13 protein-coding genes are annotated in these 15,401 nt (G+C 73.9%); 11 read left to right on the plus strand and 2 right to left on the minus strand.

Features of this window, described 5'->3' with window-relative positions:
- Nucleotides 1–230: 230 nt before the first annotated feature.
- The 3 genes from ACIQ8B_RS03930 to ACIQ8B_RS03940 are packed head-to-tail and all read left to right on the plus strand — an operon-like array spanning nt 231 to nt 3,194.
- Nucleotides 231–1,157: a DUF5819 family protein gene (locus ACIQ8B_RS03930; RefSeq protein ID WP_403545052.1), complete on the plus strand. Its 927-nt coding sequence runs from the start codon at nt 231–233 to the stop codon at nt 1,155–1,157.
- Nucleotides 1,154–2,398: an HTTM domain-containing protein gene (locus ACIQ8B_RS03935; RefSeq protein ID WP_403545054.1), complete on the plus strand. Its 1,245-nt coding sequence runs from the start codon at nt 1,154–1,156 to the stop codon at nt 2,396–2,398. Before ACIQ8B_RS03930 ends, ACIQ8B_RS03935 begins: the two co-directional genes overlap by 4 nt.
- Nucleotides 2,399–2,408: 10 nt before the next feature.
- Nucleotides 2,409–3,194 carry a TrmH family RNA methyltransferase gene (locus ACIQ8B_RS03940; protein WP_403545056.1) on the plus strand — a complete coding sequence of 262 codons (786 nt, stop codon included), beginning with the start codon at nt 2,409–2,411 and terminating at the stop codon, nt 3,192–3,194.
- Between the two features lie 6 nt (nt 3,195–3,200).
- Here ACIQ8B_RS03940 and paaN read toward each other — a convergent pair whose 3' ends face one another.
- On the minus strand, nt 3,201–4,892 hold the full coding sequence (gene paaN / locus ACIQ8B_RS03945) for a phenylacetic acid degradation protein PaaN (protein ID WP_290002487.1): 1,692 nt from the start codon (nt 4,890–4,892) through the stop codon (nt 3,201–3,203).
- A gap of 161 nt (nt 4,893–5,053) precedes the next feature.
- On the opposite strand from paaN, the gene ACIQ8B_RS03950 reads away from it, so the two are divergent.
- Nucleotides 5,054–6,568 carry a 3-hydroxyacyl-CoA dehydrogenase gene (locus ACIQ8B_RS03950; RefSeq protein ID WP_403545059.1) on the plus strand — a complete coding sequence of 505 codons (1,515 nt, stop codon included), beginning with the start codon at nt 5,054–5,056 and terminating at the stop codon, nt 6,566–6,568.
- Nucleotides 6,565–7,167: a TetR/AcrR family transcriptional regulator gene (locus ACIQ8B_RS03955; RefSeq protein ID WP_290002495.1), complete on the plus strand. Its 603-nt coding sequence runs from the start codon at nt 6,565–6,567 to the stop codon at nt 7,165–7,167. Before ACIQ8B_RS03950 ends, ACIQ8B_RS03955 begins: the two co-directional genes overlap by 4 nt.
- Before the next feature lie 160 nt (nt 7,168–7,327).
- Here ACIQ8B_RS03955 and ACIQ8B_RS03960 read toward each other — a convergent pair whose 3' ends face one another.
- Nucleotides 7,328–7,813, minus strand: a complete 486-nt coding sequence (locus ACIQ8B_RS03960) for an Lrp/AsnC family transcriptional regulator (RefSeq protein ID WP_106413353.1) — start codon at nt 7,811–7,813, stop codon at nt 7,328–7,330.
- A gap of 189 nt (nt 7,814–8,002) precedes the next feature.
- Here ACIQ8B_RS03960 and pdhA point away from each other — a divergent pair, with 189 nt between their 5' ends.
- The 6 genes from pdhA (at nt 8,003) to ACIQ8B_RS03990 (ending at nt 15,305) form a co-directional block, all read left to right on the plus strand.
- Nucleotides 8,003–9,145, plus strand: coding sequence for a pyruvate dehydrogenase (acetyl-transferring) E1 component subunit alpha (pdhA, locus tag ACIQ8B_RS03965; RefSeq protein ID WP_403545061.1), 1,143 nt, complete (start codon nt 8,003–8,005; stop codon nt 9,143–9,145).
- Entirely contained in the window at nt 9,142–10,146 is a 1,005-nt protein-coding gene (locus ACIQ8B_RS03970; RefSeq protein WP_290002500.1) for an alpha-ketoacid dehydrogenase subunit beta, read from the plus strand. Before pdhA ends, ACIQ8B_RS03970 begins: the two co-directional genes overlap by 4 nt.
- Complete coding sequence (locus tag ACIQ8B_RS03975) at nt 10,146–11,585, plus strand: dihydrolipoamide acetyltransferase family protein (protein WP_403545063.1); 1,440 nt, start codon at nt 10,146–10,148, stop codon at nt 11,583–11,585. The genes ACIQ8B_RS03970 and ACIQ8B_RS03975 overlap by 1 nt, the downstream gene beginning before the upstream one ends.
- A 242-nt stretch (nt 11,586–11,827) precedes the next feature.
- Nucleotides 11,828–12,793 carry an NTP transferase domain-containing protein gene (locus ACIQ8B_RS03980; protein WP_403545065.1) on the plus strand — a complete coding sequence of 322 codons (966 nt, stop codon included), beginning with the start codon at nt 11,828–11,830 and terminating at the stop codon, nt 12,791–12,793.
- Nucleotides 12,790–14,214 carry a molybdopterin molybdotransferase MoeA gene (locus ACIQ8B_RS03985; RefSeq protein WP_403545067.1) on the plus strand — a complete coding sequence of 475 codons (1,425 nt, stop codon included), beginning with the start codon at nt 12,790–12,792 and terminating at the stop codon, nt 14,212–14,214. The genes ACIQ8B_RS03980 and ACIQ8B_RS03985 overlap by 4 nt, the downstream gene beginning before the upstream one ends.
- Nucleotides 14,211–15,305, plus strand: a complete 1,095-nt coding sequence (locus tag ACIQ8B_RS03990; RefSeq protein WP_290002511.1) for a TrkA family potassium uptake protein — start codon at nt 14,211–14,213, stop codon at nt 15,303–15,305. The genes ACIQ8B_RS03985 and ACIQ8B_RS03990 overlap by 4 nt, the downstream gene beginning before the upstream one ends.
- Nucleotides 15,306–15,401 lie beyond the last annotated feature (96 nt).

A 15,401-nucleotide genomic window follows, 5' to 3' on the forward strand; every position in this document is an offset into this window, starting at 1 on the left:
CCGCGAGGTGTCAACCGCTGTGGATAACCTGCCGGTGCCGGCCGCCGGCGGCCGCCCGGAGACCGGGTGTGGCGACCGCCACGGGACGGAGCGCCGACGGGACTGTGCCCGGGCGGCCGGGGCTGAGTACCGTTCCGTGCGACGCGGCGGAGCGGCCGTGCCCCGCGCCGCGGGGGCTCGCGGCCGGGCGGACGCGGCAAGGGACCGGGGAACTCGGGGATCGGGGCGGAATGGACGCGCAGGACAAGGGCTCGGACGCCCGGCACGGGCCCGCGGAGCCTGGCGCGCCGGGGCCGCGCGCCCCGCTGCCCGGACCCGCGGCGCCGGCGGACGAACCGGACGAGCCCGTCGTACCGCGGCCGGAGGCGTCACCGGACAGCGAGGAGAGGGCCGCTCGCGCCCAGGGCGGCGCGCAGCCGCTGAGCGGCGACTCCGGCGGACCCCGCACCGGAGTGGCCGGAGAGGAGCAGCCCGGCGCGCAGCCGCTGAGCGACCCCTCCGGCGGACCCCGCACCGGAGTCGCCGCCCTCTCCCTGCGCTACCGGATCGGCGTCGCACTCACCCTCGCGGTCGTCGCCGTCGTGGTGTGCGTGCACCTCGGGATGACGTTCCTGCACGTCGCGCCGCCGAACACGGTGAGCAGGAAGCACAGCGAGACCATCGCCGACTGGATCTACCCGGAGTTCGAGCAGAACTGGAAGCTGTTCGCGCCGAACCCGCTGCAGCAGAACGTGTCCGTGCAGGTCAGGGCCGAGATCCGCACGCCGGACGGTGCCAGCCGCACCACCGGCTGGTACGACCTGTCGGCCCAGGACGGACGCGACATCGACGGCAACCCGGCGCCCAGCCACACCCAGCAGAACGAACTGCGCCGCGCCTGGGACTTCTACGTCTCCACGCACGACGACGACAACCGCCCGGTGGGTCTGCGCGGGGCGCTGTCCGAGACGTACCTGCGGCGGATCATGGTCATGCGCCTGGACCGGGCGGACGCGGCGGGAGCGGACGGCGAGGTCGCCCGGGTCCAGGTCCGCTCGCGCACCACCGACGTGCCGCCGCCGTCGTGGAGCGAGGAGAAGGTGTCGGGCGAGGCCGTGTACCGCGTGCTGCCCTGGTGGTCGCTGCCCGAGGACGAGACCCGGGGAGGCATCGGGTGAACCGCTTCTCGCAGGCGGTCCCCCGGGCGATCGCCCGGGTCACCGACTCCGCCCTCGGTCCGTACCAGACCGCCGTGCTGCGCATCGGCCTCGGCCTCACCTGGCTGCTGTTCCTGCTGCGCGAGTACCCCCACCGGCAGGAGCTCTACGGCCCCGACAGTCCCTGGGCCTGGGACCTCGCCGCCCAGCTGGTCGCCTCGAACGACGCCTTCACCGTGCTGCTCTGGTCGGACAGCCGGATCTGGTTCGAGGCGGTCTACGCGCTGGCCGTGCTGTTCAGCCTCCTGCTGCTGCTCGGCTGGCGCACCCGCACCATGGCGGCGCTGTTCATGGTGGGCGTCCTGACGCTGCAGAACCGCAGCGTCTTCATGGGCGACGGCGGTGACAACGTCCTGCACATCATGGCGATCTATCTGGTCTTCACCCGCTGCGGCCGGGTCTGGTCCCTGGACGCCCGGCGGGCGCACCGGGCCGCCGGGGCACGCGCGCGCGGGGAGCGGCCGCGCGACCGGGTGGGCCCCGCGCTGTGGGCGGTGCTCGGAATCGTGCTGCTCCTGGGGTCGCTAGCGGGCCGGACGGACGGGGACTGGTTCATACCCGCGCTGCTGTGGGCCGTGTGGCTCGGGCAGGCGGTGTGGTGGCTGGCCGGGCGGCCGGCGAGGACGGAGCAGCCGCGGATCCTGCTGGACGTCGTCGCGAACGTCGTGCACAACGGCGCGCTGCTGGTGATCATGGCGGAGACGTGCCTGATCTACGCCACGGCCGGCTGGTACAAGGTGCAGGGCTCCCGCTGGCAGGACGGCACCGCGGTCCACTACCCGCTGCACCTGGAGTACTTCTCCCCCTGGCCGTCGCTGGCGGAGCTGCTCACCGCCAGCGGCACTCTGGTGATGCTGGTGACCTATGTGACCGTCGTCGTGCAGGTCGCCTTCCCGTTCACGCTGTTCAACCGGCGGGTCAAGAACGCCCTGCTGAGCTTCATGATCCTGGAGCACGCGGTGATCGCCGTGGTGCTCGGGCTGCCCTTCTTCTCTCTGGCGATGATCGCGGCCGACGCGGTCTTCCTGCCCACGTCCTTCCTGCGCCGGACCGGCCGCCTGGCGGCACGCGCGCGGGGACGGCTGCGCCCGCGCGCGGACGCGGCCCCGCTCCCGCCGCCGCGGCGCCCGCACGGTCCGCCCGCCGTGAGTTCGGCGGAGGCCGGCCCGGCGGCCGACGGAGCGCCGGGCCCGCGCACGTAGGCTGCTCGGCATGAGCGACCCCGTCCACGACCTGTCCGCCGCGTCACCGGCCGGCCCGGTGGCCGCATGGCGCCGGGCCGCCCCGGACGCGGTGCTGCTCGACGGCTTCCACGCCCTCAAGCACGCCGTGCGCTTCGGCGCCGAGGTGCTCGTCGCGCTCACCGCCGACCGGGCCGCCGCCCTGGTGCTCGCCGACGAGCTGGCCGAGGACGTGCGGGACACGCTGGCGGCGCTGCTGACGGAGGTGCCGTACGGGACGTACGCCTCACTGGTGACCCGTCCGCACCCCACGGCCGTCGCGGCGCTCGCCGTGCGGCCGGACCGCGCGGGCAACCTGACGAGGCTGGCGCGCGCGCCGCGCACCGCGCCCGTGGTGGTCCTGGACCAGCCGCGCAACCTGGGCAACGCGGGGGCCGTGGTCCGGCTGGCCGCCGGCTTCGGGGCGACCGGCGTCGTCACCACCGGGACGCTGGACCCCTGGCACCCCACCGTGGTGCGCGGCGGGGCGGGGCTGCACTTCGCCACCGCCGTGGAACGCCTCACCGTGGACGAGCTGCCGTCCGGACCGGTCTTCGCGCTGGACCCGGAGGGCGAGGACATCCGCTCCCTGAAGCTGCCGGACGACGCGCTGCTCGCCTTTGGGTCGGAGCGCACCGGTCTCACGGCCGAGCTGCGGGAGCGGGCCGACCATCTGGTGGCGCTGCCGATGCGCCCCCAGGTCTCCAGCTACAACCTCGCGACCAGTGTGGCCATGACGCTGTACCACTGGAGCGCCACCGGGGGCGCATCCGCCTGAGGCGGCTCAGGCCTCGCGGCGCACCTCGACCACCCGGAAGCGGTTGGCGACGAAGGCGCCGTCGCACAGGGCCGCGTTGGCCGCCGGGTTGCCGCCGGAGCCGTGGAAGTCGGAGAAGGCGGCCGTCTGGTTGACGTAGACCCCGCCGGTGAGGTTCAGCGAGAGCTGGGCGGCCTCCTCCAGGCAGACCTCCCGCACGGCCTCCTCGACCTCCGGGGAGGTCGTGTACGCGCCGACGGTCATCGCGCCCTTCTCGCGGATCGTGCGCCGCAGCAGCTCCGTCGCGTCGGCGGCGGAGTCGACGGCGACCACGAAGGAGACCGGGCCGAAGCACTCGCTCATGTAGGCGGCCTCGGCGTCCGGCTTGGAGCCGTCCAGCTTCACGATCACCGGCGTGCGCACCACCGCGCCCGGGAACTCCGGGTGGGTGATCTCGCGGGAGGCGAGCGCGACCTCGCCGAGCTCGGTGGCGGCCTCCAGGCGGGCCTTGACGTCCGGGTTGACGATCGCGCCCAGCAGGGCGCTTGCGCGGGCGTCGTCACCGAGCAGGCCGTCGACCGCCTCGGCCAGGTCGGCGGCGACCTCGTCGAAGGACTTGGGGCCCTGGTCGGTGGTGATGCCGTCGCGGGGGACCAGCAGGTTCTGCGGGGTGGTGCACATCTGGCCGCTGTACAGGGACAGGGAGAACGCCAGGTTGGACAGCATCCCCTTGTAGTCGCCGGTCGACTCCACGACGACCGTGTTGACGCCGGCCTTCTCCGTGTACACCTGCGCCTGGCGCGCGTTGCTCTCCAGCCAGTCGCCGAACTCGGTGGAGCCGGTGTAGTCGATGATCCGGATCTCCGGGCGCGTGGCGAGCGTCTTGGCGATGCCCTCGCCGGGCCGCTCGGCGGCCAGCGCGACCAGGTTGGGGTCGAAGCCGGTCTCGGTGAGCACCTGGCGGGCGGCCTGGACGGTGAGCGCGAGCGGCAGCACCGCGCGCGGATGCGGCTTGACCAGGACCGCGTTGCCCGTGGCCAGGGAGGCGAACAGGCCCGGGTAGCCGTTCCACGTCGGGAAGGTGTTGCAGCCGATGACCAGGCCGATGCCGCGCGGGACCGGGACGAAGCTCTTGGTGAGGGCGAGCGGGTCGCGCTTGCCCTGCGGCTTGGTCCACTCCGCGGTGTCGGGCGTGCGCACCTGCTCCGCGTACGCGTAGGCCACCGCCTCCATGCCGCGGTCCTGCGCGTGCGGGCCGCCGGCCTGGAACGCCATCATGAACGCCTGGCCGGAGGTGTGCATGACCGCCTGGGCGAACTCCATGGTCCGGTCGCTGATCCGCCGGAGGATCTCCAGGCAGACCACCGCGCGGGTCTCCGCGCCCGCGTCCCGCCAGGCGCGCATCCCGGCCTTCATGGCGGGCAGCAGCACGTCCAGGTCCGCGTGCGGGTAGCTCGTGCCCAGCTCGACGCCGTACGGGGAGGTCTCGCCGTCCACCCAGCCGTCCGTGCCGGGCTGGTCCAGGTCGATGCGGGTGCCGAGCAGGGCGTCGAAGGCGGCCTTGCCCGCGGCCATGTCCAGGCTGCCGTTCTCCCCGTACGCCTTCGGGTGCTCGGGGTGGGGTGACCAGTACGCGCGTGTGCGGATCGCTTCCAGGGCCTGGTCCAGGGTGGGACGGTGGCGGGCGATCAGCTCGGGCGCGGTGAGTTCGGCGGCCATGGGGGACCAACTCCTCGTCTCAGGAACTCTTCGTCGAGCTCTTGGACCTGTGCGGAAACGTAGTCAGGAACGGGCGGTCAGAGTTAGAGTAACCGAACGATCGGTCGGGACAAGGGGGTCCGCCGCATCTGTGGAAAACACCGTGCGGGAGGATCGCGCACATGACAGCACTCGACCTCAGCAGTCCCGTGGCCGTGGTCGGCACCGGCACCATGGGGCAGGGAATCGCCCAGGTCGCGCTGGTCGCGGGCCATCCCGTGCGGCTGTACGACGCCGCCCCCGGCCAGGCCCACAAGGCCGCCGGCACGATCGGCGCCCGGCTCGACCGCCTGGTGGAGAAGGAGCGCCTCACCGCGGACGAGCGGGACGCGGCCCGCGCCCGTCTGACTCCCGTCGACGACCTGCCCGGCCTCGCCGGCTGCTCCCTCGTCGTCGAGGCGGTCGTGGAGCGCCTCGACGTCAAGCAGGAGCTGTTCCGGACGCTGGAGGACGTCGTCGCCGACGACTGCCTCCTCGCCACCAACACCTCCTCCCTGTCGGTCACCGCGATCGGCGGCGCGCTGCGCGTCCCCGGCCGCTTCGTCGGCCTGCACTTCTTCAACCCGGCGCCGTTGCTGCCGCTCGTCGAGGTCGTCTCCGGCTTCGCCACCGACGTCACCTCCGCCACGCGCGCGTACGAGACGGCCCGCGCCTGGGGGAAGACGCCGGTCGCCTGCGCCGACACCCCCGGCTTCATCGTCAACCGCATCGCGCGCCCCTTCTACGCCGAGGCCTTCGCGGTGTACGAGTCGCAGGGCGCCGACCCGGCCACCATCGACGCGGTGCTGCGCGAGTCGGGCGGCTTCCGGATGGGCGCCTTCGAGCTGACCGACCTCATCGGTCAGGACGTCAACGAGTCCGTGACGCACTCGGTGTGGCAGGCCTTCTTCCAGGACGTGCGCTTCCAGCCGTCCCTGGCGCAGCGCCGGCTGGTCGAGTCCGGCCGCCTCGGCCGCAAGACCGGCCGCGGCTGGTACGACCACCGGGAGGGCGCCCAGCGCCCCGAGCCGCACACCGCCGAGCCCGCCGAGCCGCCCGCGTACGTCGTCGCCGAGGGCGGCCTCGGGCCCGCGGCGGAGCTGCTCGACCTGATCCGCGGGGCGGGCATCGAGGTGCGCGAGGCCGAGGAGGACAACGGCACCCGCCTGGTGCTGCCGAGCGGCGGTCAGCTGGTCCTGGCCGACGGACAGACCTCCGTGGAGTTCCGCGACGTGGTCTATTTCGACCTGGCGCTGGACTACCGCAGGGCCACGCGCATCGCCCTGTCCCACGCCGCGCACACCTCCGCGGCGACGGTCGCCCAGGCCACCGGGCTGTTCCAGGCGCTCGGCAAGAAGGTGAGCGTCATCGGGGACGTCCCCGGGATGATCGTCGCGCGGACGGTGGCCCGGATCATCGACCTCGCCGTCGACGCGGTCGCCAAGGGCGTCGCCACCGAGGAGGACATCGACACCGCGATGCGGCTCGGTGTGAACTACCCCCTCGGGCCGTTCGAGTGGAGCCGCCGCCTCGGCCGCGGCTGGGCCGGGTCCCTGCTGGACGAACTGCACGAGGTGGACCCGTCCGGCAGGTACGCGCCGTCCCTCGCGCTCTACCGGTACGCGTGCGCCGCCGACCAGCCGGAGGACACCCCATGACCACCGCCAAGCGGGACACCTACACCCCGGAGACGCTGCTGTCCGTGGCCGTCCAGGTGTTCAACGAACGCGGCTACGACGGCACGTCCATGGAGCACCTCTCCAAGGCCGCCGGCATCTCCAAGTCGTCGATCTACCACCACGTGGCCGGCAAGGAGGAGCTGCTGCGCCGCGCGGTGAGCCGGGCGCTGGACGGTCTCTTCGGGATCCTCGAGGAGGAGCACGCGCGGGTGGGGCGCGCCGCCGAGCGCCTGGAGTACGTCGTACGGCGCATGGTCGAGGTGCTGATCGCCGAACTGCCCTACGTGACGCTGCTGCTGAGGGTGCGCGGCAACACGGACACCGAGCGCTGGGCGCTGGAGCGGCGGCGGGAGTTCGACCACCGGGTGGCCGAGCTGCTGAAGGCCGCGGCGGCCGACGGGGACGTGCGGGAGGACATAGAGGTGCGGCTGGTGACCCGCCTGGTCTTCGGCATGATCAACTCCATCGTGGAGTGGTACCGGCCGGACGGACGCGGCATGAACGAGCGCGAGGTGGCCGACGCGGTGGCGCAGCTCGCCTTCGGAGGACTGCGCAAGGCAGGTGACGGCCGCCGGTGAGGACCGCGCCGGTGGACGGCCGGCGGACGGCCCGCCCCCTGTGCTCGCTGCCGCTGGAGACGTCCTTCCGGAAGCCGCCGGACGGCCGGCACGAGATCCTGGTACGGCGTGACAGGGGGCCGGACGTCCGGACGGTCCCCGCGGTGCCGGAGCCTGCGGGTCACCACTGCGGCTCCAGGTCCTCCTCCTCGAACACCAGCAGCGTGCGGGTGCTGAGCACCTCGGGAATGGCCTGGATCCGGGTCAGCACCAGCTCGCGCAGTGCCCGGTTGTCCGGTGTGTGCACCAGCAGCAGTACGTCGAAGTCCCCGCCCACCAGGGCGATGTGCGAGGCGCCCGGGAGCTGCCTGAGCTGCTCGCGCACCGTGCGCCAGGTGTTCTGCACGATCTTCAGGGTGATGTAGGCCGATGTGCCGTGACCGGCGCGTTCGTGGTCGACGCGGGCGCCGAAACCCCGGATGACGCCGTCCTCCACGAGCCGGTTGATGCGCGCGTAGGCGTTCGCCCGGGAGACGTGCACCCGCTCGGCGACCGACCGTACCGACGCGCGGCCGTCCGCCTGCAGCATCCGCAGGATGTCCTGGTCGATCGCGTCGAGAGGCCGCGCCGGCGGCAGTGGCCCCGTCCCCTCCTGGCCCTCGGCCATTTGTTCAGATGCCACCCGCCCCCACCTCTCAGCCGTGGACGTCCTGCCTCTATCCCATGGCGTGGAGAACCGTTTGTCCACAGCCTGGTGCCACCCGTAGCCAAAATGTGCCGACGACCGAACAATCGGTTGGTGAGGCGCGTCACAGACGCCGCGCCTCCGTCAGTCGTCCCACGAGGAGGTGCCGTCATGACGGTCATGGAGCAGCGGGGGGCCTACCGGCCGACCCCGCCGCCCGCCTGGCAGCCCCGCACCGATCCCGGCCCCCTGCTGCCCGACGCGGAGCCGTACCGCGTGCTCGGCACCGAGGCGGCGGCGGAGGCCGACCCCGAACTGCTGCGCCGGCTGTACGCGGAGCTGGTGAAGGGACGCCGCTACAACGCGCAGGCCACCGCCCTCACGAAGCAGGGCCGTCTCGCGGTCTACCCCTCCAGCACCGGCCAGGAGGCGTGCGAGGTCGCCGCCGCCCTGGTGCTCGAGGAGCGCGACTGGCTGTTCCCGAGCTACCGCGACACCCTCGCGGTCGTCGCGCGCGGCGTGGACCCGGTCGAGACCCTCACCCTGCTGCGCGGCGACTGGCACAGCGGCTGGGACCCCTACGAGCACCGGGTGGCCCCGCTGAGCACCCCGCTCGCCACCCAGCTGCCCCACGCCGTCGGTCTCGCCCACGCCGCCCGCCTCAAGGGCGACGACGTGGTGGCGCTCGCCCTGGTCGGCGACGGCGGCACCAGCGAGGGCGACTTCCACGAGGCGCTGAACTTCGCGGCCGTCTGGCAGGCCCCGGTCGTCTTCCTCGTCCAGAACAACGGCTTCGCGATCTCCGTCCCGCTCGCCAAGCAGACCGCGGCCCCGTCGCTGGCCCACAAGGCCGTCGGCTACGGCATGCCCGGCCGCCTGGTCGACGGCAACGACGCGGCCGCCGTGCACGAGGTCCTCGCCGACGCGGTGCGCCGCGCCCGCGCGGGCGGCGGGCCGACCCTGGTCGAGGCGGTCACCTACCGCGTGGACGCCCACACCAACGCCGACGACGCGACCCGCTACCGCGGCGACGCCGAGGTCGAGACGTGGAGACAGCACGACCCGATCGCCCTGCTGGAGCGGGAGCTGACCGGCCGCGGCCTGCTGGACGAGGCCGGCGTCGAGACCGCCCGGCAGGACGCCGAGACCATGGCCGCGTCCCTGCGCGCCCGCATGAACCAGGACGCGGAGCTCGACCCCATGGACCTGTTCACGCACGTCTACGCCGAGCCCACCCCCCAGCTGCTGGAGCAGCGTGAGCAGCTGCGGGCCGAGCTGGCGGCCGAGGCCGAAGCGGAAGGAGCGCGGCCATGACCACCGTCGCCGTGAAGCCCGCCACCATGGCGCAGGCCCTCACGCGCGCGCTGCGCGACGCCATGACCGACGACCCGTCCGTGCACGTCATGGGCGAGGACGTCGGCACGCTCGGTGGCGTCTTCCGCATCACCGACGGCCTGGCCAAGGAGTTCGGCGAGGACCGCTGCACGGACACGCCGCTGGCCGAGGCGGGCATCCTCGGCACGGCCGTCGGCATGGCCATGTACGGGCTGCGGCCGGTCGTGGAGATGCAGTTCGACGCCTTCGCCTATCCCGCGTTCGAGCAGCTCGTCTCGCACGTGGCGAAGATGCGCAACCGCACCCGCGGCACGATGCCGCTCCCCCTCACGATCCGCATCCCCTACGGCGGCGGCATCGGCGGCGTCGAGCACCACAGCGACGCGTCCGAGGCGTACTACATGGCGACTCCGGGGCTCCATGTCGTCACGCCCGCGACCGTCGCCGACGCGTACGGCCTGCTGCGGGCGTCCATCGCCTCCGACGACCCGGTGGTCTTCCTGGAGCCCAAGCGGCTCTACTGGTCCAAGGACGCCTGGAACCCGGAGGAGCCGACGGCCGTCGAGCCGATCGGCCGCGCGGTGGTGCGTCGCCCCGGCCGGAGCGCCACGCTCATCACCTACGGGCCGTCCCTCCCCGTCTGTATGGAGGCGGCCGAGGCGGCCGAGGCCGAGGGCTGGGACCTGGAGGTCGTCGACCTGCGCTCACTGGTGCCGTTCGACGACGAGACGGTGTGCGCCTCGGTGCGGCGGACGGGACGCGCGGTCGTCGTCCACGAGTCGGGCGGTTTCGGCGGCCCCGGCGGGGAGATCGCGGCCCGGATCACGGAGCGCTGTTTCCACCACCTGGAGGCGCCGGTGCTGCGCGTGGCCGGGTTCGACCTGCCGTACCCGCCGCCGATGCTGGAGCGTCACCACCTGCCCGGTGTGGACCGGATCCTGGACGCCGTGGGGCGTCTGCAGTGGGAGGCCGAGAGCTGATGGCACAGGTGCTGGAGTTCAAGCTGCCCGACCTCGGTGAGGGGCTCACCGAGGCGGAGATCGTGCGCTGGCTGGTCGAGGTCGGTGACGTGGTCGTCGTGGACCAGCCGGTCGTCGAGGTCGAGACGGCCAAGGCGATGGTGGAGGTGCCCTGCCCCTACGGCGGTGTGGTCACCGCCCGCTTCGGCGCGGAGGGCACCGAACTGCCGGTGGGCGCCCCGCTGCTGACGGTGGCGGTCGGGGAGACGGCGGACGGCCGCCCGGCCGGGGACCCGGCCGGCGCGGACACCGCGGGCTCCGACGGCGCGAGCGGCCGGAAGCCGGCCGCCGAGGGCTCCGGCAACGTGCTGGTCGGCTACGGCACCTCGCACGCCCCGGCCCGGCGCCGCCGGGTCCGCTCCACCGGCCTCGCGGTGAACGGGCGGCCCAGGACGCCGGAGCCCGCGCGGGCGACGCGGCCGGCGGACACCCCGCAGGGCACGCCCGACCCGCAGTCCGGCGGCGGCAAGGCCCCGGCGGACGGCCCGGTCCCCGTGATCTCCCCGCTGGTCCGCAGGCTGGCCCGGCAGAACGGCCTGGACCTGCGGGAGCTGACCGGTTCCGGCCCCGACGGGCTGATCCTGCGCGCGGACGTGGAGTACGCGCTGCGAGCCGCCGCGTCCCAGGACCGCACGGACACAGCGGCCACCGCCGCCGCACCGGTCCCGACGGCCACCCCGGCGCCGGCCGCGTCCTCCGGGAGCACCCCGTCGGTCACCCGCGTCCCCCTCAAGGGCATCCGCGGCGCCGTCGCCGACAAGCTCTCCCGCAGCCGCACCGAGATACCGGACGCGACCTGCTGGGTGGACGCCGACGCGACGGAGCTGATGCGGACCAGGGCCGCGATGAACGCGGCGGGCGGACCGAAGATCTCCGTGCTGGCGCTGCTGGCCCGGATCTGCACGGCCGCCCTCGCCCGCCACCCGGAGCTGAACGCCTCGGTGGACACCGGGACCAGGGAGATCGTCCGGTACGCGGACGTGCACCTCGGGTTCGCGGCGCAGACCGAGCGAGGACTGGTCGTCCCCGTGGTCCGCGACGCGCACGCGCGGGACGCGGAGTCGCTGACGGCGGAGTTCGCCCGGCTGACCGAGGCGGCACGCGCGGGCACGCTGACGCCCGCGCAGCTCACCGGCGGCACGTTCACCCTGAACAACTACGGGGTGTTCGGCGTCGACGGGTCCACGCCGATCATCAACCACCCCGAGGCCGCCATGCTCGGCGTCGGCCGCATCGTCCCCAAGCCGTGGGTGCACGAGGGCGAGCTGGCGGTCCGGCAGGTCGTGCAGCTCTCGCTCACCTTCGACCACCGGGTGTGCGACGGCGGCACGGCGGGCGGATTCCTGCGGTACGTGGCCGACTGCGTGGAACAGCCGGCGGTGCTGCTGCGGACGCTGTGACCGGGACCGCCCGGCCTGGCGGGTTCTCCGTCCGGCCTGGCGGTCCTCCGTCTGACCTCACCGGTTCTCCGTCCGGCCTGGCGGTCCTCCGTCTGACCTCACCGGTTCTCCGTCCGGCCTGGCGGTCCTCCGTCTGACCTCACCGGCCCGCCGTCCGACCTCCCCGTCCCCCGGCGGACCGCCCACCTCTTCCCACGCGCCCCCGCGTTCCCTGTGATCGCGGGGGCACGCATACTCGGGGGATGACCGAGCACCAGCCGCCCGCCACTGCGCCCGCCGCTGTGCCCGACACCACGCACAGCACCGCGCACGACGCCGCGTACGACGCCGTCGTGCTCGCCGGCGGTGCGGCCCGGCGGCTGGGCGGTGCCGACAAGCCGGCCGTACGGGTCGGCGGACGGCCGCTGCTCGACCGGGTGCTCGCGGCCTGCGCCGACGCCCGCACCACGGTGGTCGTGGCCGGCCCCCGCCCCACCGCGCGCCCCGTCACCTGGGCCCGCGAGGACCCGCCGGGCGGCGGTCCTCTCGCCGCCCTCGACGCCGGACTGCGGCACGTCACCGCCGAGCACGTCGTGCTGCTCTCCGCCGACCTGCCCTTCCTCGACGGCCGCACCGTCGCCGCACTGCTGGACGCCCTGCGCCGAGGCGCGGCCGACGGCGTGCTGCTGACCGACTCCGACGGCCGGGACCAGCCGCTGGTGGCCGCGTACCGCACCGGTTCCCTGCGCCGTGAGCTGGCCGTGCTCACCGCCCGGCACGGCGGCGCGGCCGGGCTGCCCGTGCGCCGGCTCACCGGCGCCCTCGACCTTCTCCGTATCTCCGGCCCGGTGGCGTCCTTCGACTGCGACACCTGGGACGACATCGCCACTGCCAGGGCACGCATCAGGGAGCATGGACACGTGTTGGACGAATGGATCTCCGCAGTCAAGGACGAGCTGGGCATCGACCTGGACGTCGACACCGGCGTGCTGCTCGACCTGGCCCGGGACGCCGCCCACGGGGTGGCGCGGCCGGCCGCCCCGCTGACCACCTTCCTCGTCGGCTTCGCGGCCGCGCGGGCGGGTGGCGACGCCGACGCCGTGGCCGAAGCGGCCCGCAAGGCCGTCGCACTGGCCAACCGCTGGGCCGAGGAGGACACCCAGGACGCCACCGCCCCCGCCTCCCCCTCGGGCGGCGCGGAACCCGAGACCCGCACGGACGCCGGATGACCGCGCGCACGCCCCGGGCCGGTGCGGACGCCGACGACCTCGACATCGAGGAGGCGCTCGCCCTCGTGAACGGCTCCCACGCCCCGGGCGCCCGCACCCACGGCGCCCCCGCCTCCTCCGCCCCCGCCTCCTCCGCCCCCGCCTCCTCCGCCTCCGGCGCCCCCGCCCCCGGCGCTCCCGCGCACCGCGACGGCACCGACTGGGCGGAGGCCCGCGCGATCGCCGGACGCGCCCCCTGCCGGGGCGGCGACCACCGCACCGGGTACCTCACCCCCGTCCCGGTCCCGCTGTCCTCCGCGCTCGGCCTCACCCTGGCCGCCCCGCTGATCGCGCTGACCGACCTGCCGTCGTTCGACACCTCCGCGATGGACGGCTGGGCGGTCTCCGGCCCCGGCCCCTGGGACGTACGGGAGGAGGGCGTCCTCGCCGGGCACACCGCGCACGCGCCGCTGACCGACGGGGAGGCCGTCCGGATCGCCACCGGCGCCCGTGTCCCGCCGGACACCACCGCCGTGCTCCGCAGCGAGCACGGCCGCACCGACGACAAGGGCCGGCTGTACGCCACCGCCGCCACCCGGGCGCCGCACACCGTCTCACACGGCCAGGACATCCGCCCGCGCGGCCAGGAGTGCCGCAACGGCGACCAGTTGCTGCCCGCGGGCACGCTGGTGACCCCGCCGGTGCTCGGCATGGCCGCGGCCGCCGGGTACGACACGCTCACCGTCGTCCCCCGCCCCCGTGTCGCCGTGTGCGTGCTCGGCGACGAACTGCTCGGGGAGGGCCTGCCGCACGACGGGCTGATCCGGGACGCGCTGGGCCCGCTGCTGCCACCGTGGCTGCGCGCGCTCGGCGCCGATGTCGTCGACGTACGGCGGGTCGGGGACGACGAGGACGCCCTGCGCCGGGTGCTGACGGCCTGCGACGCCGATGTCGTGGTCACCACGGGCGGCACCGCCGCGGGCCCGGTCGACCATGTGCACCCCACTCTGCGGCGGCTCGGCGCCGAGCTGCTGGTGGACGGGGTCGCGGTGCGTCCCGGTCACCCGATGCTGCTGGCCAGGATCACGGGGAAGCAGTACCTCGTCGGCCTGCCGGGCAACCCGCTCGCGGCCGTGTCCGGTCTGGTCACCCTCGCCGAGCCGCTGCTGCGGACCCTCGCGGCCCGTCCCGCCTCGGAGGGGTACACACTGCCCCTCAGGGACGCGGTGCAGGGGCACCCGCACGACACGCGGCTGGTTCCCGTCGCCCTGCGCGGTGACCGGGCGCTGCCGTTGCTCTACAACGGTCCGGCCATGCTGCGCGGGATCGCCGCGGCGGACGCGCTGGCCGTCGTACCGCCGGGAGGCGCCAAGCCCGGACAGGAGGCGGAACTGCTGGACCTGCCCTGGGCGTCCGGGGGAATCGGGGTGTGTTTCACGTGAAACTTCCGGGCCAGGACGTCATCGCCCGTCAAGCCGACGAACATCTGGTGACCCATCGGGTCAAGCTGCCGCGCAAACTGGTGGAGCACCCGATCCGCCAGGTCGCCAAGCGGCTGTCGATGGCCTTGCTGGTGCTCGTGGTGACGGCGCTCATCGTGTACGCCGACCGCGACGGCTACCACGACAACTCCGACGGACCCGTCGATCTCCTCGACGCGTTCTACTACGCGACCGTCACCCTCTCCACCACGGGGTACGGCGACATCACGCCGGTGACGGACGCGGCCCGGCTCACCAACATCTTCGTCATCACGCCGCTGCGGGTGATGTTCCTGATCATCCTGGTCGGCACCACTCTCGAGGCCCTCACCGAACGTACCCGGGAGGAATGGCGACTGACCCGCTGGAGGTCCACGTTGCGCGATCACACCGTAGTCGTCGGGTTCGGGACCAAGGGAAGGTCCGCGATCAGGACGGTCTGTGCGACGGGGCTCCGCAAGGAGCAGGTCGTGGTGGTCGATCCCAGCACCAAGGCGATCGACGCGGCCACGGCGGACGGCTACGCGGGCGTCATAGGCGACGCGACGCGCAGCGAGGTGTTGAAGCGGGCCGAGCTCCAGCGGGCCCGCCAGGTCATCATCGCGACCCAGCGCGACGACACCGCGGTCCTGGTGACGCTGACGGCGCGCCAGCTCAACCGGAACGCGAAGATCGTCGCCGCGGTCCGCGAGGAGGAGAACGCGCCGCTGCTCAAGCAGTCGGGCGCCGACGCGGTCATCACCAGCGCCAGCGCGGCCGGGCGGCTGCTGGGCCTCTCCGTGCTGAGCCCGGCCGCGGGCATGGTCATGGAGGACCTGATCCAGCAGGGCACCGGGCTGGACGTGGTGGAACGGCCGGTCATAAAGGCCGAGGTGGGGAAGACCCCGCGGGAGCTGGACGACCTGGTGGTGAGCGTCGTACGCGGGCACCGGGTGCTCGGCTACGACGACCGGGAGGTCGGAACGCTGGAGCTGACGGACCGGCTGATCACGATCGTGCGGGCCACACCGGTCACTCAGGTGGCCCCGGACGTCCGCCCTCTCCGTAACTGAGAGCCGTTCCCGCCCGCTGAGAACCGTCTCCGCGGCCGCACAAGGCGACGGCCCCGAGGAGCGACTCGCTCGACTCCTCGGGGCCGTACCGCGTCC

This window comes from Streptomyces sp. NPDC096105 (assembly GCF_044763335.1).
Taxonomy (GTDB): Bacteria; Actinomycetota; Actinomycetes; order Streptomycetales; family Streptomycetaceae; genus Streptomyces.